The 19,691-nt window shown below is 45.4% G+C and carries 19 protein-coding genes and 1 pseudogene; 14 read left to right on the forward strand and 6 right to left on the reverse strand.

The genetic code is table 11. The annotated features are described in order from the left end of the window. The first annotated feature begins 33 nt into the window (after positions 1-33). Positions 34-1,272 carry an aspartate kinase gene (locus B5444_RS02295; RefSeq protein ID WP_079653633.1) on the forward strand — a complete coding sequence of 413 codons (1,239 nt, stop codon included), beginning with the start codon at positions 34-36 and terminating at the stop codon, positions 1,270-1,272. Here the strand turns inward: B5444_RS02295 and malQ are convergent, their stop codons facing one another. Both malQ and glgB read right to left on the reverse strand, forming a co-directional pair. Then, positions 1,273-2,580, reverse strand: coding sequence for a 4-alpha-glucanotransferase (gene malQ / locus B5444_RS02300; protein ID WP_079653634.1), 1,308 nt, complete (start codon positions 2,578-2,580; stop codon positions 1,273-1,275). Beyond that, positions 2,550-4,457, reverse strand: coding sequence for a 1,4-alpha-glucan branching protein GlgB (gene glgB, locus B5444_RS02305; RefSeq protein ID WP_231967145.1), 1,908 nt, complete (start codon positions 4,455-4,457; stop codon positions 2,550-2,552). Before glgB ends, malQ begins: the two co-directional genes overlap by 31 nt. 31 nt (positions 4,458-4,488) lie before the next feature. Between glgB and B5444_RS02310 the strand changes: the two genes are divergently transcribed. Together B5444_RS02310 and B5444_RS07635 are read left to right on the forward strand one after the other, a co-directional pair. Then, a complete protein-coding gene (locus B5444_RS02310) occupies positions 4,489-6,573 on the forward strand; it encodes a RelA/SpoT family protein (protein ID WP_079653636.1) in 2,085 nt (694 codons plus the stop codon). Positions 6,574-6,616: 43 nt separating this feature from the next. Continuing rightward, a pseudogene (locus B5444_RS07635) lies at positions 6,617-6,937 on the forward strand (precorrin-2 dehydrogenase/sirohydrochlorin ferrochelatase family protein); the annotation flags it as partial. Between the two features lies 1 nt (position 6,938). On the opposite strand, the gene atpA reads toward B5444_RS07635, so the two are convergent. Continuing rightward, positions 6,939-8,450, reverse strand: a complete 1,512-nt coding sequence (atpA, locus tag B5444_RS02315) for a F0F1 ATP synthase subunit alpha (protein ID WP_079653637.1) — start codon at positions 8,448-8,450, stop codon at positions 6,939-6,941. A gap of 47 nt (positions 8,451-8,497) precedes the next feature. Between atpA and B5444_RS02320 the strand changes: the two genes are divergently transcribed. Genes B5444_RS02320 through B5444_RS02330 form a run of 3 tightly spaced genes read left to right on the forward strand, consistent with a single transcriptional unit; the run spans position 8,498 to position 11,027 of the window. After that, complete coding sequence (locus B5444_RS02320) at positions 8,498-9,427, forward strand: histone deacetylase family protein (protein WP_079653638.1); 930 nt, start codon at positions 8,498-8,500, stop codon at positions 9,425-9,427. Positions 9,428-9,445: 18 nt separating this feature from the next. Then, positions 9,446-9,811 (forward strand): RNA polymerase-binding protein DksA, encoded by a 366-nt coding sequence (dksA, locus tag B5444_RS02325; RefSeq protein ID WP_079653639.1) that lies wholly within the window; start codon positions 9,446-9,448, stop codon positions 9,809-9,811. Then, positions 9,804-11,027, forward strand: coding sequence for an aminotransferase class I/II-fold pyridoxal phosphate-dependent enzyme (locus B5444_RS02330; protein ID WP_079653640.1), 1,224 nt, complete (start codon positions 9,804-9,806; stop codon positions 11,025-11,027). The genes dksA and B5444_RS02330 overlap by 8 nt, the downstream gene beginning before the upstream one ends. Here the strand turns inward: B5444_RS02330 and B5444_RS02335 are convergent. Then, positions 11,009-12,355 carry a high affinity choline transporter 1 gene (locus B5444_RS02335; protein ID WP_079653641.1) on the reverse strand — a complete coding sequence of 449 codons (1,347 nt, stop codon included), beginning with the start codon at positions 12,353-12,355 and terminating at the stop codon, positions 11,009-11,011. The two genes, B5444_RS02330 and B5444_RS02335, sit on opposite strands and share 19 nt — an antisense overlap. A gap of 26 nt (positions 12,356-12,381) precedes the next feature. Between B5444_RS02335 and folP the strand changes: the two genes are divergently transcribed. Genes folP through B5444_RS02350 form a run of 3 tightly spaced genes read left to right on the forward strand, consistent with a single transcriptional unit; the run spans position 12,382 to position 14,675 of the window. Further along, positions 12,382-13,566: a dihydropteroate synthase gene (gene folP, locus B5444_RS02340; RefSeq protein WP_079653642.1), complete on the forward strand. Its 1,185-nt coding sequence runs from the start codon at positions 12,382-12,384 to the stop codon at positions 13,564-13,566. Further along, positions 13,553-14,308 (forward strand): diadenylate cyclase CdaA, encoded by a 756-nt coding sequence (gene cdaA / locus B5444_RS02345; RefSeq protein ID WP_079653643.1) that lies wholly within the window; start codon positions 13,553-13,555, stop codon positions 14,306-14,308. The genes folP and cdaA overlap by 14 nt, the downstream gene beginning before the upstream one ends. Further along, a complete protein-coding gene (locus B5444_RS02350; RefSeq protein ID WP_079653644.1) occupies positions 14,301-14,675 on the forward strand; it encodes a YbbR-like domain-containing protein in 375 nt (124 codons plus the stop codon). The genes cdaA and B5444_RS02350 overlap by 8 nt, the downstream gene beginning before the upstream one ends. 9 nt (positions 14,676-14,684) lie before the next feature. On the opposite strand, the gene B5444_RS02355 is transcribed toward B5444_RS02350, so the two are convergent. Continuing rightward, the gene (locus B5444_RS02355) at positions 14,685-15,029 is read right to left on the reverse strand and encodes a HesB/IscA family protein (protein WP_079653645.1); all 345 of its coding nucleotides are present in this window, start codon (positions 15,027-15,029) and stop codon (positions 14,685-14,687) included. A gap of 77 nt (positions 15,030-15,106) precedes the next feature. Next, positions 15,107-15,541 (reverse strand): PNPOx family protein, encoded by a 435-nt coding sequence (locus B5444_RS02360; RefSeq protein WP_079653646.1) that lies wholly within the window; start codon positions 15,539-15,541, stop codon positions 15,107-15,109. 90 nt (positions 15,542-15,631) lie between these two features. Here B5444_RS02360 and B5444_RS02365 point away from each other — a divergent pair, with 90 nt between their 5' ends. From B5444_RS02365 to purN, 5 genes are read left to right on the forward strand one after another with little or no spacing between them, the layout of a single operon-like run. Beyond that, positions 15,632-16,390 (forward strand): oxygen-binding di-iron domain-containing protein, encoded by a 759-nt coding sequence (locus B5444_RS02365; protein ID WP_079653647.1) that lies wholly within the window; start codon positions 15,632-15,634, stop codon positions 16,388-16,390. A gap of 22 nt (positions 16,391-16,412) precedes the next feature. Then, complete coding sequence (gene ppa, locus B5444_RS02370) at positions 16,413-16,940, forward strand: inorganic diphosphatase (RefSeq protein ID WP_079653648.1); 528 nt, start codon at positions 16,413-16,415, stop codon at positions 16,938-16,940. Next, positions 16,941-17,903, forward strand: a complete 963-nt coding sequence (locus B5444_RS02375) for a KpsF/GutQ family sugar-phosphate isomerase (RefSeq protein WP_079653649.1) — start codon at positions 16,941-16,943, stop codon at positions 17,901-17,903. Continuing rightward, positions 17,900-19,033, forward strand: coding sequence for a 1-deoxy-D-xylulose-5-phosphate reductoisomerase (gene dxr, locus B5444_RS02380; protein ID WP_079653650.1), 1,134 nt, complete (start codon positions 17,900-17,902; stop codon positions 19,031-19,033). Before B5444_RS02375 ends, dxr begins: the two co-directional genes overlap by 4 nt. Then, entirely contained in the window at positions 19,030-19,677 is a 648-nt protein-coding gene (purN, locus tag B5444_RS02385; protein ID WP_079653651.1) for a phosphoribosylglycinamide formyltransferase, read from the forward strand. Before dxr ends, purN begins: the two co-directional genes overlap by 4 nt. The last annotated feature ends 14 nt before the right edge of the window (positions 19,678-19,691 follow it).

A 19,691-nucleotide genomic window follows, 5' to 3' on the forward strand; every position in this document is an offset into this window, starting at 1 on the left:
ATAATTATAACACCTGTGGTATGATACTCAAGGATGAAAAGGGTAGTCCTAAAGTTTGGTGGGACCTCCGTAGGTTCTTTGGAGAGGATAGAGAACGCTGCAAGAAGGGTGATAAAGAAGGTTCAAGAAGGCTATCAGGTGGTGGTGGTCTCCTCGGCTATGGCTGGGGAAACGGACAGGCTCATAGAGCTAGCTAAGAAGATAATGCCCCTACCGCCTGAGAGAGAGTTGGATATGCTTTTAGCTACGGGAGAGCAGCAAGCTATAGCTCTGTTTGCGATGACTTTGACCAAGCTCGGTTATCCTGCTGTAAGCCTGTGTGGCTGGCAAGTCCCTATAGTGACCGACAAAGTTCACACGAAGGCAAAGATACTAAGGATAGGTGTCCAAAGGATTAAAAACCTCCTGGAGGAAGGTTATATACCTGTAGTAGCAGGCTTTCAGGGCGTGACGGAAGATTGGGAGATAACTACCTTAGGAAGGGGTGGCTCTGACCTCTCAGCGGTAGCCTTGGCATACGCCTTGGGTGCAGATTGTGAGATATATACGGATGTGGAAGGTGTGTTTACCACAGACCCACGCATAACGGACAGAGCGAAGAAGATACCCTACATATCCTACGAGGAGATGCTTGAAATGGCATCTTTGGGTGCCAAGGTTATGCAGGCCAGGAGTATAGAGTTTGCCATGAAGTACGGAGTTAGAATACATGTAAGGAGCTCCTTCTCGGAGGAGGAGGGAACATGGATAGTACCGGAGGAAGAGGTTATGGAGAAGGTAGCTGTAAGGGCTATAACCCTTGATACAAAAGAGTCGCGTATAACTGTGGTCAAGGTACCAGACAGACCAGGTATAGCCTACAGGATTTTCAAAGCTTTAGGTGATGCCCACATAGTTGTGGATATGATTGTGCAAAACGTCTCCCACCAGGGCTACACAGATCTTTCCTTTACAGTAAGTAAGGCTGATGCGCCTAAGGCGGAGGAGATAGTGAAAAGGGTGGCTCAGGAGATAGGAGCTGAACAGGTAGTAAGGGATGATCATGTGGCCAAGATATCCGTGGTGGGTATTGGGATGAGAAGCTCTTACGGAACGGCCGCTAAGATGTTTGAGGTGCTCTACAAGAACAACATAAACATAATGGCCATATCCACCTCGGAGATAAAGATATCCTGTCTGATAGAGGACAAGTACGCAGAGTTGGCCGTCAGAGAACTCCACTCAGCTTTCATAGAGGAAGGAGAGGATATCAAGGTGGTCAACGAGGGGTGACTACGGATACCTTCCGTAGACAATGGTAAAGTCTTTTAGCCTCTGAGCTAATTCCTGAGAGGGGAGGTCTTTGAGCTTCCACCTCCAGTTTCCTTTAGGTTTTCCTGGTGTATTCATCCTGGCCTTAATACCTAGGTTTAGAAGGTCTTGCATTTGCACTATTGCATACCTACATACAGACATGTAGACAAGCCTTATACACTCCCAAGCTACACTCTCCTGGCTTACCTTTTTTCCCAGGTACTTTATAAGCCTCTGTCTTCCAGTTGGTTCTAAGGCTTTAAACCATCCCTTTAGAGGTGGATTGTCGTGCGTACCCGTGTAGTAAACGCAGTTTTCTTTGAGGTTGTGAGGAAGGTAAGGACTGTCTTTCTCGTCAAAGGCAAACTCAAGGACTGCCATGCCAGTAAGTTGGTAATGCTCTCTGTAGTAGTGAACTTTTTCGTCTAGGTAACCGAGATCCTCAACCCAAAGGCGTTCCCTCGGAATTACCTTCAGAAGGGTCTCCAAAAACTCCTTGGTAGGCACCTCTACCCACCTTCCCTTTACAGCAGTCTTTTCTCCCCTTGGTACCTCCCAATAGGCACAGTAACCTCTAAAGTGATCGAGCCTTACCACATCAAAAAGCTTTAGTTGATGCTTTATCCTTTCCACGTGGTACTTAAAACCCTCTTTTGCAAGCTTCTCCCAGTTGTAAACGGGTGTACCCCAAAGTTGCCCTGTAGGGCTAAAGCTATCAGGTGGAACACCAGACACCACGTCAAGCTTAAAAAGGTGTCTTTTTGTGTAAACCTCCACGCTCTCCATAGCTGGGTACATGGGTAGATCTCCTACTATGAGTACACCCTTTGAGTTGGCATACTCTTTCAGAGTCTTCCACTGTTTGTAAAAGACAAACTGTTCAAAGTAAAACCTTTCCTTGATGGTTTTCTCTCTTCTCGACATGTAAGTAGCGTAATCTTCAAGCCAGCCTCTGTTTTCTTCGTAGAAACTTTCAAAATCACAACCGGGTTTGAAACGCGAAAAGGCTAGATCGAGAAGAACCTTTTTGTCTTTTATGGTCTTTACCTCGTGGTCCTTCAGCAGACCTTCCTGCATAAGGAGGATAGGACTTATAAACAGGTAGTTTCCGGCAAAGAAGGATATGGGTTCATAGAAGAGGTATCCTTTCCTGCACGCGTTGATGGGGAGGACCTGCCATAGGCTCTGTCCTGCCTGCTGCAAAAAGTCCACAAAGGCATAGGCGGATGGTCCTAAGTCCGAAGAAGGTAGAGAGCTTACATGCAGGAGGATGCCGGCTCTTCGCATGGCTTCAGTATAAGTACGGCTAAGGGTGGTAGGGTCAGCTTTAAAGAGTATGGTCTTGAGTGAAAGGGTACAGGCTCAGCCCAAACTCCCCCTAGGTTACCCACTCCGCTTCCACCGTACTCCTTGGCATCCGTGTTTATGAGCTCCCTCCAGAAGCCTCCCTTCGGTACACCTATGCGGTAACCCTCTCTGACCACAGGCGTAAAGTTACAGACTACGAGCACCATGTCCCCATCTTTTGACTTTCTAAGATAGCTTATTATGCTCTTTTCCCAGTCAGAAAAGTCTACCCACTCAAACCCCTCGGGTGAGAAATCAAGCTCGTGGAGGGCTTTTTCTTTCCTGTAGAGCCTGTTTAGATCCTTTATAAGAAGTTGTATACCCCTGTGAAGGTCGTAGTCAAGAAGGTACCAGTCTAAGCTCTTTTCGTGGTTCCACTCCTCCCACTGAGCAAGCTCACCGCCCATGAACAGGAGTTTTTTACCCGGGTGCGTCCACATGTAGGCATAAAGTGCCCTTAGGTTTGCAAACTTCTGCCAGACATCTCCGTGCATTTTGGATATGAGAGATCCCTTCCCATGTACTACCTCATCATGGGATAGTGGTAGAACAAAGTTCTCAGAGAAAGCATAGAAGATACTAAAGGTAAGACAATCATGATGGTACTTCCTGTATATGGGATCTTTAGAGAAATAGAAGAGAGTGTCGTGCATCCATCCCATCTTCCACTTCATCCCAAAGCCAAGACCACCAAGGTAAACGGGCCTTGATACCATAGGCCAGGCAGTAGACTCTTCGGCTACTGTTTGAACCCCTTCAAAGTCCCTGTATATACTCTTGTTTAGCTCTCTTAGGAACTCTATGGCTTCTAGATTCTCCCTCCCACCGTACACGTTGGGAACCCAGTCCTTCCTTGAGTAGTCTAAGTAGAGCATGGAAGCTACAGCGTCTACCCTTAGACCATCAGCGTGATAGACATCAAGCCAAAAGTGGGCGGAGGAGATGAGGAAGGACCTTACTTCGCCCTTTGAGTAGTCAAACACGAAGCTAGTCCAGTCTGGGTGGTATCTTTTCCTCCAGTCCTCGTACTCATAGAGTGCAGTCCCGTCAAAGTAGGCAAGTCCATGGGGATCTGTGGGAAAGTGGGAGGGTACCCAGTCCAGGTATACGCCTATACCCTCCTTGTGCAGCGCATCTATAAGGTACATAAAGTCCTGAGGTGTTCCGTACCTGCTCGTGGGTGCAAAGTAGCCCGTTATCTGGTAGCCCCAGGATCCGTAAAAAGGATGTTCCATCACGGGCAAGAACTCCACATGTGTAAAGCCCAAGTCCTTAACGTACTTGGGGAGCTCTTCAGCAAGCTGTCTGTAGCCTAGACCCTTTTTCCACGATCCTAGATGAACCTCGTATATGCTTATAGGAGACTCTAAGGAGTTTTTCTCCCTCCTTGATCTCATCCACTCATGGTCTTGCCAGTTGTAGCTTAAGTCCCAGACTATGGAAGCATTGCCAGGTGGTCCTTCGTGGAAGAATCCAAAAGGATCTGCCTTTTCAAGGCTCTTTGAGTCTCTTGTGATTATGTGATACTTGTACTTACAGCCTACCCAAACGCCCTCTACAAAGCCTTCCCATATACCAGAGGACTCGTCCCTCCTCTTTAGTGGGTGTGAAAACTTGTTCCAGTTGTTAAAGTCTCCCATCACGTAAACGGCTTGGGCGTTTGGTGCCCACACGGCAAAGTAAACCCCACCCTCTTTTACATGAGCTCCAAACTTCTTGTAGAGCCTCGTATGAGTCCCTTCCTTGAAAAGATACACGTCGTAATCGGAGAAGATGGACATGCCTAAAAAGTTATTAAAGCGCAAGACCTTTGTCAAAGGTAGTCCAGAAGCTTAAATTCAAAATCCTATGGAATCCTCCACTGTAAACAAACAGCTTGAAGAAATATTAGAAAGATGGGAGAAGGTAAGGAGGGCTTATGAGTTTGTAGAGGAAAAACACAGGGGTCAGAAGAGAGCATCGGGAGAGCCCTACATAAACCATCTTATTGAGACAGCCCTCATAGTTTACAACATAATAAAGGACGAGGACAGTGTAGCCGCCGCCTTACTGCATGATGTCTTAGAGGATACCCAGACCACCTACCAAGAGATAAAAGAACTCTTCGGCGTTGCGGTAGCTGACATAGTGCAAGGCGTTACAAAGCTAAGCAAGCTCTCCTTTAAAGACGTTGAAAAACAAAAGGCAGAGAACTACAGGAAGCTCATCCTTGCCATGGCCAAGGACATAAGGGTGATAATCGTCAAGCTCGCCGATAGGCTACACAACATGCGCACGCTTCACTACCTTAGGAAGGACAAGCAGATAAGGATAGCCAAGGAGACTTTAGAGATATACGTTCCTATAGCCAATAGGTTGGGCATTTGGCAAGTAAAGAACGAGCTTGAAGATCTTTGCTTTATGCACCTATACCCCAAAGAGTACCATACTGTGAAAGAGTTTGTAGCTCAAACGCAGGAGGAGTTAAAGCTTTACCTTCAGAGGTACTTTATACCCGTCTTGAAGGAGGCTTTAGAGAAGGCCGGTTTAAAACCATACATAACTTATAGACCTAAACATTTGTATGGCATCTGGCAGAAGACCATAAGGAAGGGTATAAGGCTCGAAGATGTTCACGACATACTAGGTGTTAGGGTATTACTTAACGAGGTAAGCGAATGCTACCTGGCCCTAGGTGTAGTCCACAGCATCTTTAAACCTGTCCCAGGAAGGTTTGATGACTACATCTCCCTTCCCAAGGCCAACATGTACCAGTCTTTGCACACCACCGTCATAGGGCCGAAAGGTAGGATGGTGGAGGTCCAGATAAGGACATGGGAGATGCACGAGAGGGCAGAGAAGGGAATAGCAGCACACTGGGCATACAAGGAAGGTAAATCTGTTAACGACAACAACATATATTCTTGGCTAAAAAACTTGGTGGAGAGCATAAAGGGAAGTAAAAACCCTCAAGAGCTTTTGGAAAACGTAAAGCTAGAGCTCTTCTCGGAGGAAGTGTTTGTCTTTACACCCAAGGGTGACCTAGTAGTACTTCCAAAAGGAGCCACACCAGTAGATTTTGCCTTCCATATTCACACGGACATAGGCATGCACTGCGCGGGTGCTAAGGTAAACGGTCGCATAGTTCCCTTAGACTATAGACTGCAGAACGGCGATATGGTAGAGATAATCACTCACCCAAACAAAACTCCCAAGGTAGAATGGCTCAATTTTGTAGTCACTTCCAAAGCTAAGAGTAAGATAAAAGCCTACATAAGAGAGCTAGAGAAGGAGAGAACTTTACAAGAGGGAAAAAAGAAGCTTGAACTCTATGCCAAGGCTATAGGTTTATCCAAAGAAGACCTTATCAAGAGGATCTCTCAAGAGCTTCAGGTTGACGAGGAGCGCCTGTACTTGCTAGTAGGAGAAGACAAGCTCACTAAAGAAAAACTCCTTTCCTTACTAGGCTACAAAAAGGAGAAGGTAAGGGATAAGGATCATAAGCCTGAAGCTCACCTGTCCCTTGCCGATGTGGGTGCCATCATGCATCAGAGGGCAACTTGCTGCATGCCTGTACCTGGGGAAGAAGTTTACGGTGTTGTGGTAAAGGGTAAGGGTATAGTTATACACTCTTCTCAGTGTCCTAACCTTCAGTACATGCTCAAGAATCTACCTGAGAAGGTACTTAAAGTAGATTACAAAGGCTCCTCTGGAAGGTATCCAACGAGGATAAGGCTATCCGTTAAGGATAGGATAGGTATACTAGGAGATGTGACTTCCACCATAGCAAAACTTGGTGTGAACATACTTGAAGCCAAGACTAAAAGCCTCCAGGTGGGTCAGGCAATCATGGAGTTTACCGTTGAGGTGGAAAATTACAAAACGCTCAAAAACCTACTGGATGCCTTGAGGTCTGTGGAGGGTGTAGAGTACGTAGGGAGGCTGTTTGGATGAGTTCCTACTTTCCCGTATTCGTAAACCTTAGGAAAAGGTCTTTCGTTACTGTCAAAGGAAGGGAATCTTTTGCAACTCAGTAGACAGTCCAGACTTTTGCAATTTCCTCTTTCCAGCCTTGGTGGCGAGGGGAGAACTTGTAGTTGGCATAACCACCTCTGGGAAGGTACCAGCTCTGTCAAGGGTCGTTAGGGAGATGTTGGAAGACACTCTGCCGCAGGATTTAGAAGAGCATCTTGAGAGACTAAGCTCCTTAAGAAATGCACTACCCAAGGGTAAGAACAGACAAGAGAAATTACTGCAAGAGGCTAAGAAGACCCTTAAGGTTAAAAACGACTCCAGGCCGAAGGGCCCGGAGGGATGATTTAAGGTATGAACTTGCTCTTGAAGTCCTTCAAAGCGTCTTCAATTTTTTTCTTTAGCTCGTCGTCAAGAGCTTTCTTTTCCTTTATCTCCTTTAGGATGTCCGGTCTTTCCCTATCAAGGTAAGCGTATAGCTCCTTTTCAAACTTCCTTACCGACTCTACTGGCAGGTCATCCAGGTATCCGTTGGTTCCTGCGTATATGGCCACTATCTGCTTTTCTACGGGTATGGGGTTGTAGGGTTCTTGCTTTAGGAGTTCCACAAGCCTTAGACCTCTGTTTATAGTCTGCTGAGTTGCCTTGTCCAACTCTGATGCAAACTGAACAAAGGCCTCAAGCTCTCTAAACTGTGCAAGGTCAAGCCTTAGCGAACCTGCCACCTGCTTCATAGCCTTTATTTGAGCAGCACCACCGACACGTGAGACGGACAGACCTACGTTTATGGCCGGCCTTACACCCTTGTTGAAGAGGTCTGGCTCAAGGTATATCTGACCGTCGGTTATGGATATCACGTTGGTAGGTATGTAGGCGGCAACGTCTCCCGCTTTAGTCTCTATTATAGGAAGAGCCGTCAAAGAACCTGCTCCCAGCTCATCGTTGAGTTTTGCTGCCCTCTCTAGTAGTCTTGAGTGTAGATAGAAGACGTCACCAGGGTAAGCTTCTCTTCCCGGTGGCCTCCTCATGAGAAGGGAGAGCTGCCTGTAAGCCTCAGCATGTTTAGAGAGGTCGTCGTATATTATGAGGGCGTGCTTTCCGTTGTCTCTAAAGTACTCACCTATGGTACATCCTACGAAGGGGGCTATGTACTGGAGGGATGCTGGATCTGTTGCGGATGCCACTACAACACATGTGTATTCCATAGCACCGCTCTTTTCTAAAAGCTCTATTATCCTTGCTGTGGTTGACCTTTTCTGACCTATGGCTACATATATGCAGTAAACGTCCGTATCCTTCTGGTTGAGTATAGTGTCTATACATATGGTAGTCTTTCCTGTAGACCTGTCACCTATGATGAGCTCCCTCTGACCCCTTCCTATGGGTATCATGGCGTCTATGGCCTTTATGCCCGTCTGAAGGGGTTCGTGCACAGATTTCCTCTTTACCACACCTGGAGCTATCTTTTCTATAGGTGATCTGTACTCGTACTTTATGGGTCCCTTTCCATCAAGAGGATTACCAAGAGGGTCTATGACCCTACCTATTAGCCCTTCGCCTACTGGAGCGTCCAGGATCCTTCCCGTCCTCCTTACTATGGATCCCTCCCTTATACCGCTCTCGGAGCCAAGTATTATGATACCTACGTTGTCTTCTTCCAAGTTGAAGGCCACTCCCAGCGTTCCACCTTCAAACTCAACTACTTCATTGGACATTACATTTTCAAGACCATAAGCCCTGGCTACACCGTCACCCACGTAGTAGACAACGCCCACTTCTTCCATACGGGCTGCTGCTTCAAGATCCTTTACTTGTTGTTTTAAAAGTTCTAGAGCTTCCTCATAGCTAAGCGTTGCCATAGTCTACCTCCTCGGCTTTGCTTAAGTTAATTATAAAATAATTAGCGATGAGAACAGGCTTTATTTACGATGAAATTTTTCTAAAACATAACGAACTACACCATCCAGAAAACAAAGACAGGCTCATAAGTATAATGAGGGAGTTAGACTCTAAAGGTACTCTAAAGAAACTAATACTTCTAAAGACTAGGAGAGCCACACCGCAAGAAGTCGCTCTAAACCATGAACCATCTTACATCCAAGAGTTACACGACTTTTGTTCTGCAGGTGGGGGGTATTTGGATCCTGATACGTACGCTTACAAAGACAGTTACGAGGTAGCTCTCCACGCCGTTGGAGCAATCCTTCAAGGAATAGACCATCTTCTGAATAAAGATGTGGAAGCTGTATTCTGCGCTGTAAGACCTCCTGGCCATCATGCGGAAAGGTCCAAAGCTATGGGTTTTTGTCTGTTTAACAACGTGGCCGTAGGAGGATGGTACCTACTCAACAAAGGCATTGAAAGAGTTTTTATAGTAGACTTTGACGCACACCATGGAAATGGTACTCAAAGAAGCTTCTACGAAGAGGACAGAGTCTTTTACTTTTCCACCCACCAGTACCCCTTCTATCCAGGTACAGGATCCGCTGAGGAAAAGGGGGCAGGTAAGGGCTATGGGTATACTCACAACGTTCCCATGAAGGCCTACTCGGGTGATGAGGAGTACATAAAGGTATACCGAGAGATCCTTCCCGATCTAGTCTATTCCTACAGACCGCAGTTTATGCTAGTTTCAGCAGGGTACGACATCCACAAGGATGACCCGCTGACATACCTAAACGTGAGCACCCAGGGCATAGGCAACATAGTGGAGTCCCTTGTGAGCATATCAAAGGACCTTTCTATCCCCGTACTCTTTGCACTGGAGGGTGGTTACAATCTTAGGGCACTTGCTGAAAGTGTAAACCTTACCCTTGAAATACTCCTAAAGTCTTAGAAGTTTATAATTAATCCGATGGAGCACCTTACACCTGAGCAAGTAGAGGAGCTAAAGGATATCCTCCTTTCTATGAGAGAACAAGTACTTAAAAGGGCCCAGGAGCAGATAAAGGATCCTTCCAACGTAGCTTTTGAGGGAGGTGACGAAATAGACAGAGCCAACATAGAGGCAGAAAGATACCTCCTCCTTCAAAGGATAAGAACGAGAGAGCTCAAGCTTCTAAGGAAGATAGACTACGCCCTTATGAAGATAGAAGCCGGCACTTACGGCATTTGCGAAAGTTGCGGCAAACTCATACCCTTCGAAAGGTTGAAGGCTCGCCCTGTTACGACCATGTGCATAGATTGTAAAGAGCTTGAAGAGGAGAGAGAAAATGAGTAACCAGTGGATGTTTCCAAGAGTGGCAAAGCTTCCCAAGTACGTCTTTGCCATGATAAACGAGCTTAAGTACAAACTGAGAAGAGAGGGAGAGGACATAGTTGACCTGGGTATGGGAAATCCTGATATGCCACCAGAGAAGCACATAATAGACAAACTCTGCGAAGTAGCACAAAGGGATAACGTCCATGGTTACTCTGCCTCCAGAGGCATACCCAGGCTTAGGAAGGCTATATGCGACTTTTATTATAGAAGGTACGGAGTGGTGCTTGATCCCGAAGAAGAAGCCATACTTACCATAGGAGCAAAAGAGGGTTACTCACACCTTATGCTAGCCCTTTTGGAGCCTGGTGATACCGTCTTAGTTCCCAACCCTACGTACCCCATACATTACTACGCACCCATAATAGCCGGTGGTGATGCCCTCTCCGTACCTATACCAGAAGAAAACTTTGAAGAGAGCTTCCTCCAAAAGGTAAACGATATCATAAAAGCTTCCTACAAGAAGCCCAAAGCTATAGTGGTGAGCTTTCCACACAACCCTACCACCCAATGCGTGAGCTTAGATTTCTTCAAAGAGCTTATAAGGATAGCAAAAAAGGAGGAGATCTGGGTTATTCACGACTTTGCATACGCAGACTTGGGTTTTGACGGGTATGAGCCACCAAGCATCTTGCAGGTGGAAGGCGCAAAGGATGTAGCCGTTGAGATATACTCCATGAGTAAAGGCTTTTCCATGGCAGGCTGGAGAGTAGCCTTCATGGTAGGCAACAGCGTTCTTATAAAGAATCTGGCCCACCTTAAAAGCTATTTAGATTACGGCGTTTTTACACCCATACAGGTAGCTTCCATAATAGCTTTAGAGAGCCCTTATGAAATAGTCATCAAAAAGAAGCTCGTTTACCAAAAGAGAAGGGACGTGTTGGTGGAAGGTTTGAACAGGGTAGGTTGGCATGTAGAAAAACCAAAAGGTAGCATGTTTGTATGGGCAAAAATACCCGAATGGGTTGGTATGAACTCTTTAGACTTTTCTCTCTATCTCTTAAGGGAAGCAAAAGTAGCTGTATCACCTGGTGTAGGCTTTGGTGAGTACGGTGAAGGTTACGTAAGGTTTGCCCTAGTGGAGAACGAGCACAGGATAAGACAGGCCATAAGGGGTATAAAAAGAGCCCTTGAAAAGCTGGGTCACAAAGAAAAGGATCATAGTTTGAGTAAGTAGGGTATAGTGCTTGCCAGAAGGCCTGCTAGCATAGAGAACTCCCACTTAAACACGTACTCAAAGGCAAACCAGACCGAAAAACCTATGAGCATTGAAGCAATAGCCTTATGTTCGCTCCTTGAGCCAAAGAAAAGACCAGCTACCAGAGGAACAAAGAGAGAAACCAAACTCAGAGCTGAAGATGATGCCACAAGCTCGTAGATAGACTCTCCCATGAAGGCCAAGGAGAGGGAAACTAAAGCAACCAGAAGCACGCACATCCTCGTGATCCAAAGAAAGAGCCTGTCTGAGATCCCCCTAAAGAAGGGTCTTATAAGGTTTTCACTCAAAACAGAAGATGGAGCCAAAAGAGCTCCGCTAGCCGTGCTCATCACTGCGGAGAGCAATGCCCCGAAGAAAAGAGTCTGGGTAAAGGTATTAGTGTTATTAACTATGTAGGTAGGCAAGAGCATTTGACTGTCATCAACGTTAATGCCTGATCTTTTGGCAAAAAGAGCTATAAGCAGAGGTATAAGTCCCACGCTCAGATACATAAAACCACCAAGTATGGAAGAAAGCACCGCAACCCTCTCCGACCTTGCAGACATAACCCTTTGAAAAACGTCCTGTTGAGGTATGGAACCTAAACCTATCACGATCCAAGCAGATATATAAGCAAGGACATCATGCAGGTTCAAGTCTGGGAAGAACTTGTAGAAGCCCTCAGGTTGAGACGTAACTACGTAAGGTATGTCTCTAAAGCCGTTGGAAACCTCATACAGTACAACAATAAGACCCACTATTATCATGATGGTCTGTATAAAGTCTGTAAGAGAGACAGCCCACATACCGCCTATGAAGGTGTAGAATAGAACCACAGCAAAACCAAGGAAGAGACCAACAGTCTTTGACACACCAAGTACCATCTGGAAGACTATACTAAGGGCCACAAGTTGAGCCGCTATCCAGCCTATGTAAGATATAGCTAACATAAAGCTTGCGATTATCTCCGCTTTCCTTCCATACACTACTCTGTAGAAGTCTCCGAAGGTAAGTAAGTTCATCCTGTAGAGAGGTTTAGCAAACAAAAGCCCTACAAGAAAAAGACAAAGGGATGCACCAAAGGGATCTTCTATAACACCATAAAGACCCTTTTGAACAAAAACAGACGGAGCCCCTAGGACTGTTTCTGAACCAAACCATGTAGCAAAAAGGGCAAAGGTGGATATGCTAAGGGGTAGTCTTCTTCCGGCTAGCATATAGTCCTTTGTACTTTTAATGAGAGTGCTAGCCAACACGCCCACAAAGAGTGTCAAAAGCATGTAGAGTACGATGAAGCCAACCAGCATAGTAATATAAATGTTATAATCATTCCATGCTAATAAAAAGCTTCCAACATCGGGATGCCTTCTACAAGTTTCTTAAGGAGAAGGTAGGCATATTCTTCAGAGAAGCAGAACAAAGATCATCGGAAGGCGTTTTTTACGTTATCTATTTAGAAAATCAGGAATTACAGCCAGATAAAGTATTTTTATGCGCAAAAGAAAGCTGTATTTCTGTATTTTTTAACGAAGGTAAATATGCACTGTGTGGAAGTGAAGCACGCCTTAAGGACTTTTTTGGATGTATGGCAAAGTATAAAAAAGACTTTGCTATAGGAAGTCTTGAAAATCTTATAAACTATAGGAAAAGATCCTTTAAACTACAGTACAATTACAAAATTTTGCCTTTAGGCATAAAGACAGTCGTAATGGGTGTTCTCAACGTAACACCAGACTCCTTCTCTGATGGTGGTCTCTATTTAGACCCAAAGGAGGCTGTAAAAAGAGCCATCCAAATGGCAGAGGAAGGTGCTGACATCATAGACATAGGAGGAGAGTCTACAAGACCTGGCTCAAAGAGGATAGGCTTGGAGGAAGAACTAAACAGGGTACTACCAGTCCTGCGGCAAGTCAGAAAGGAACTTCCAAAGGTTTGGATATCCGTAGACACTTACAAATCCCAGGTGGCTAAGGCCTGTCTTGATGAAGGTGCTGACATCATAAACGACATAAGCGGTGGGACCTTTGACGAGGATATGCTCAAAGTTATAGCCGAGTATAACTGCCCTTACGTACTCTGTCATACCAAAGGAAGGCCTGAAGAATGGAAGGAGATACCCATAGTCTACGAGGACGTTGTAGAAGAGATAGTAAAGTTTTTCAGCGAAAGGATAGAAGTTCTCAGATCTTTAGGCTACACAGGCAACCTTATCCTCGATCCTGGTATAGGATTTGGAAAACTTCCAGAACATAACGTAGAAATACTAAAGAGATTCTCTGAGTTTAAGGTCTTTGGTCTACCTCTTGCAGTTGGCGTATCAAGGAAGTCTTTCATAGGGCTTATTCTGGAAGGATTGCTTAGAGTCAAAAGGGAGCCAAGGGAGAGGCTTTACGGAAGCTTGGGAGCCGTAGCTTACGCGGTTGTACAGGGTGCTCACATAGTAAGAACCCATGACGTAAGGGAAACTAGAGAGTTTTTAGCCCTCTTGGATACAGTAAGGACCTATGGAGATTTTTAAGTACATATCACCAAAGGACTTTCTGGACATATTCCTCCTGTCCATACTCATATACGGTGTTCTGTACTTTTTAAAGATCACAAAAGGCTTTCAGATACTGCTGGGATTCATCCCGTTGGTTGGTATGTGGGTATTGGCCGAGGTTTTCAACCTCAGGGCATTAAAGTGGATATTTGAGAAGCTATGGACCGTTGGTCTATTTTCTCTGATAATCATATTCCAGCCTGAGATAAGAAAGGCCCTAATGCAGTTGGGTCATAAAACGCGTATAAAGACCACAAAACCTGTAGAGGAGATGGTAATAGAAAAGGTGGTACGTGCTTGCTTTTTTATGGCAGAAAGGCAGATAGGAGCCCTGATAGTCATAGAGAGGGGTCAAAACTTGGAGTTTCTTATAGAAGGTTGCGTTTACATAGACAGCGCAGTCTCCGTTGAGCTTCTCATCACCATCTTCAACCCTCTGTCTCCCCTCCATGATGGTGCTGTAGTTATAAGGGGTGACAGGATAGCTTACGCCTCCTGTATACTACCCCTTTCTAAGTCACCAAACATACCCAAGAAGTACGGAACCAGACACAGAGCAGCCGTTGGTATAACTGAAGAGAGTGACGCCATAGCCATTGTGGTTTCTGAAGAGACGGGAGAAGTGTCCATAGCTGTATCGGGAAAGCTCGAGAGGAACCTGGATCCTGAAACGGCAAAGGGCATACTCTTCAGAGAGTTGGGTATGAGCAATGCTTAAGAAGATCTTTGTTGTTGACTGGCACTATAAACTTGTATCTGTTCTCTTAGCAACAGTCGTGTGGTTTTTTGTAAGTTACGGTGTGAGGACTCCTCTGTACGTAGAGAAAGAAATCCAGATAGTGCATCAAGATGCCAATTATACCTACAAGCTAAGCAAGAAAAAAGCGAGGGTAAAGCTTTTTGTGCTGGAAATAACAAACATTGAAGAAGTTGTGGAAGATGTTAAGGTCTATGTGGACGTAAAGGGCCTCTCAGAAGGTGAGTATATGCTTAAAGTAAATGCGGAAAGTCCAAATCCCTTCTTAGCCATACCCACAGAGGTGGAACCTAGTTCAGTGAGGGTATATGTAAAGAGGCGGGGCTAGAGCCCCAGATCATCCGCAAGAGAAGGAGTTTCCGCAACCACAGCTACCTGTAACATTGGGGTTCTTTATGGTAAAGCCACCACCCATGAAGTCTACCACGTAGTCAAGCTCTGCATTGTTCACGTAGGGCATGGAGAACTTGTCTATGGCTATCTTAAGGCCGTTGTATTCAAAGACGTAATCGCCTTCTTCTATGGTGTCATCAAAGCCCATGGCGTACTGAAAGCCAGAGCATCCACCTGGAACAACCCTTATCCTGAGTATAGGTTCTGTTATATTATTCTCTTGAGCTATCCTCAAAACTTCTTGGACAGCCTTCTCAGTTGCGAAGAAGTTCATCTCTACCTTCTGCATCTTAAAGCACCTCCTGTAAAAGTATTTAGTCGCTTTTTATTCTATCCAAACTTTTATGGGTGGCAATGTGATTTTCCTCATCCTTTTAGTGCTTCCAGGACCAGGCTGTCTAATTCTGCCGCCTTTTGGAGGTTACCCGTATGCATGAAGGGGACCACTCCCAAAACTGTGCCACCAGGAAAGAGACAGTTTTCAACCTTTTGAACCTCCATCTCAAACACGTTTACAGGAAACTTTACAGACTCTATCCGTTCCTTTACCAATCTTACGCTTCCATAGCATGCTATAGCTGTGTTGGGTGCAAAGAAGAAGAGGGATGCTTTCTGAGTCTGTATCATATTCTGAGCACTTTTAGAATTAGAGCTTAAGGCCATCCTTATAAGGTTCTGCTCTATAGGATAAAGCCATGTTATGAAGGTCTGATGCATGTCTCCTCCTGCATCCACTGTGGCCAAGACGGCTGGAAATATGGATAGCTCTCTCATAAGGTCAAAAAGCTCCTTTGGAAGCATGACAAACACCTCCTAAGGGAAGGACTTTAACGCAATTTTAAACTTGTACTTGTTAATATACAAGTTAAAATATATACAAGGAGGCATAGGATGCATAAGCTGCTTTATAAAGACAAAAACCATCTGGTTGCTTACTATGAAGAGCTTACTCCTGCGAGTGCTGTTCAGGCAAACCAATACCTTATAGTTCATAAGGATGAGGGCATGCTCTTAGACCCAGGAGGACACAAAGTGTTTACCAAACTCCTATCCGATGTGTCTACACTCATCCCACCATCGCATATAAGGTACGTATTCCTTTCCCATCAAGATCCTGATATAGTGGCTGCCATAAACGGGTGGCTGATGACCACGGGGGCAGAGGCACTCATATCTAAGCTTTGGATAAGGTTCCTTCCTCACTTTGGTCTTGACTCCAAACTGGAGAACAGGGTAGTACCTATAGACGACAGGGGGACGGTTGTAACGTTGGGTGGTGACTGTAAGATTTTGATAATCCCTGCCCACTTCATGCATTCGCCTGGGAACTTCCAGGTTTACGACCCGTGTTCCAAGATACTCTTCTCTGGTGACCTGGGAGCCTCTTTGGGACAGGACTACATATTCGTTGAGGACTTTGATTCTCACATAAAGTACATGGAGCCTTTTCACAGAAGGTACATGGCAAGTAGCAAGGTACTTAAGCTTTGGGCAAAGATGGTAAGACAGCTGGACATAGAAATAATAGCACCACAGCATGGAGCTATTTTTAAAGGTAAAAAGATGGTGGAAAGATTTATAAACTGGATCGAAAACCTTCAGGTGGGTGTAGACCTAGTCTCCGAAGAAACCTACAAGATTCCCGTATAATATACCTTTTGGAGGTTTTATCATGGATCTGAAGAAGATACCACCAGGCAAAAACCCACCAGAGGATGTGTACGTGGTTGTAGAGATACCTAAGGATAGCTCCATAAAATACGAGGTGGACAAGGAATCTGGAGCTGTATTTGTAGACAGGTTTCTGTTTACCGCCATGCATTACCCGTTCAACTATGGGTTTATACCTCAGACCCTGGCGGACGATGGAGACCCTGTAGACGTTTTAGTGATCTCAAGCAGTCCTGTGTTCCCTGGCTCTGTGATGAGATGTAGGCCTATTGGGGCACTCATAATGAGGGACGAAGAAGGAGAGGATACAAAGCTTATAGCCGTCCCACATTCTAAACTAGACCCTACATACGACAACATTAGATCTGTTGAAGACCTTCCGAAACCTATTCTTGACAAGATAAAACACTTCTTTGAACACTACAAAGAGCTAGAGCCTGGTAAATGGGTGAAAGTAGAGGACTTTAAGGGTCCTGAGTTTGCCCACGAAGAGATAAAAAAGGGCATAGAAAACTACAAAAAGGCATAGATGCAAGAGGTAATAGACTGGGCTCGCCAGGTTTTTGACATAGAGATAGAACAGGTAAAAAGACTGAGGGATTCTCTGGACGAGAACTTTGTAAAAGCTGTAGAGATAATATACAACTGCCAGGGTAAGGTAATACTCACGGGTGTGGGAAAGTCTGGACACATAGCCAGTAAGATAGCCAGTACCCTGTCAAGTACTGGCACGCCGGCCCACTTTTTACACCCTGCTGAAGCTCTCCACGGGGACCTGGGAGTTATAGACAGCAAGGACGTGGTTCTTGCTATATCTAACAGCGGACAGTCCCAGGAGGTCCTAAGCCTTATACCTTATGTAAAGCTCATGGGTGTACCCCTAATATCCATCACCAACAATCCAGAGTCTGAGCTTGCAAGAAGGTCGGACGTGCACATACACCTAATGGTGGAAAGAGAGGCATGCCCTTTAAACTTGGCACCTACCAGCTCAACTACCGCTGCCTTGGTCCTGGGTGATGCTATCGCTATGGTACTTTTAAGGCTGAGGGGATTTACCGAAAGAGACTTTGCCCTAAGGCATCCCGCAGGAAGTTTGGGGAGGAAGCTTAGACAGGTAAGGGAGATATACCATACGGGAGAGGAAGTCCCAGTGGTTCAAGAGGATACGCCCATGCCACAGGTGATAATAGAGATGACCAGCAAAGGATTTGGTGCCACCGCTGTGGTAGACAAAGAAGGAAAGCTGGTGGGCATCATCACAGACGGAGACCTAAGGAGGTTCATAAACAGGGGAGGAGATCTAAACAAGAGTCTTGCCAAAGATGTGATGACGAGAAATCCAAAGGTTATAAAAGAAGACAGATTAGTAGCGGAGGCCTTAAGGCTCATGGAAGATCATAAGATTACTGTTCTGTTAGTCCCTGATGAGGAAGGAAGGATAAAGGGTATAATACACATGCATGACATCCTGAGGTCTGGCCTTATATGAAGAGGTTTTCCATCCTTGGCTCTACAGGTTCCGTAGGAACCCAAACCCTTGACATAATAAGGGAGTACAGACAAGAGTTTGAGCTCATAGGCCTTGTAGCCAGAAGGTCTTCGGAAAAACTCCTAAAACAGGCTATAGAGTTCAGGCCCAAGTATGTGGTTTCTTACGAAAAGCCTACAGAAGAATGGCTTAATGCCCTTCCAGAGGGCACGCTCTACCTGCATGGCGAAGAAGGTCTTATGGCTGTCTTGGAAGAGTCCCAGGAGATACTCAACGCCATATCCGGAGTGGATGGTATACTACCCACCTACCATATACTTACCATGGGTAAAAAGCTTCTTGCCAGCAACAAAGAGTCTGTAGTGTGCCTTCCTGATCTTATAAGAAAAAACAGGGAAAAAGTGGTGCCCGTGGACAGTGAACACAACGCTCTCTTTCAGCTTTTGCAGATGGTGAGAAAAGAACACATAAAGAAGGTTTACCTTACTGCTTCGGGTGGACCCTTTAAGGACCTTCCTGTAGAAGACCTTGAAAAGGTGACGGTGGAAGAGACTCTAAGACATCCAAGGTGGAAGATGGGCTCTAAGATAACGGTAGATTCGGCCACCCTCATGAACAAGGGGATAGAGGTTTTGGAAGCTATGACGCTTTTTGATTTAGACCTTGACCACATAAGGGTGGTAATACATCCACAGAGCTACGTACATGGAGCTTTACAGCTCATAGACGGTAGCTTTATATTCCACGTTTCTGATACAGACATGCGCATACCTGTACTGCATGCCCTCTTCTATCCTGAGAGGAAACCCTTTCCTTTTGAAGGGAAGGAAATAATTGATCTCTCGAACATAACCTTTGAAGAGGTAGACAGGAAGAAGTTTCCAGCCTTGGATCTGTGCAAATGGGTGGCTCAGATGGGCGGAGTCTATGTCCCTGTACTCATAGGTGCGGATGAGGCAGCTGTGGAGCTTTTTCTCAAAGGTAGGATAAAGTTTACACAGATACATCTGGTAGTTGAAGAGGTGTTGAGCTCTGTAACCTTTAAAGATCCAGAGAACATAGAGGATCTGCTTAAAGTTATAGATTGGGCTTACCATAAGGGGTTGGCTGTGGGGGAAAAGCTGGCATGAACCTGGGAGTGTTGGTTTCAGGAAGAGGTTCCAACCTTCAAGCCATCATAGACGCTATAGAGTCAGGTAAGCTCCAAGACAGGATAAGCATAGTAATATCCAACAGAGAAAAAGCTTACGCTATAGAAAGATGTAAGAAGCACTCTATACCTTACGTAGTCATAAAGAGGAAGGACTTTCCCTCTAGAGAAGAGTTTGAAAGGGCTATGGTGGATATCCTCAAAGAAAGGGGTGTGGAGCTTGTAGTACTTGCTGGTTTTATGAGCATACTTACTAAGACTTTCCTATCTGCCTTTCCCATGAAGGTCATAAACATACACCCTTCCCTCATTCCTGCTTTTCAAGGGCTCAACGCGCAGAAGCAGGCTTTAGAGTATGGAGCAAAAATAACGGGTTGTACAGTGCACTTTGTCACGGAAGAGTTGGACAACGGGCCTGTGATAGTCCAGGCGTGCGTACCTGTACTGGATACCGATACGGAAGAGAGCCTTTCCGAGAGGATACTCTCCTACGAGCATCGCATACTCCCACAGGCAATAAAGTGGATATCCCAGGGTAGGGTAAAGGTGGAAGGTAGGATAGTCAAAGTGGAGGGTGCCAAGTACGGTACTCTTCCAGTTAATCCTTCCTTAGAAGATTTCTAGCTTTTATAATAGTT

Origin of the sequence: Thermocrinis minervae (assembly GCF_900142435.1) — a bacterium.
In the GTDB taxonomy this organism is placed as follows: Bacteria; Aquificota; Aquificia; order Aquificales; family Aquificaceae; genus Thermocrinis_A; species Thermocrinis_A minervae.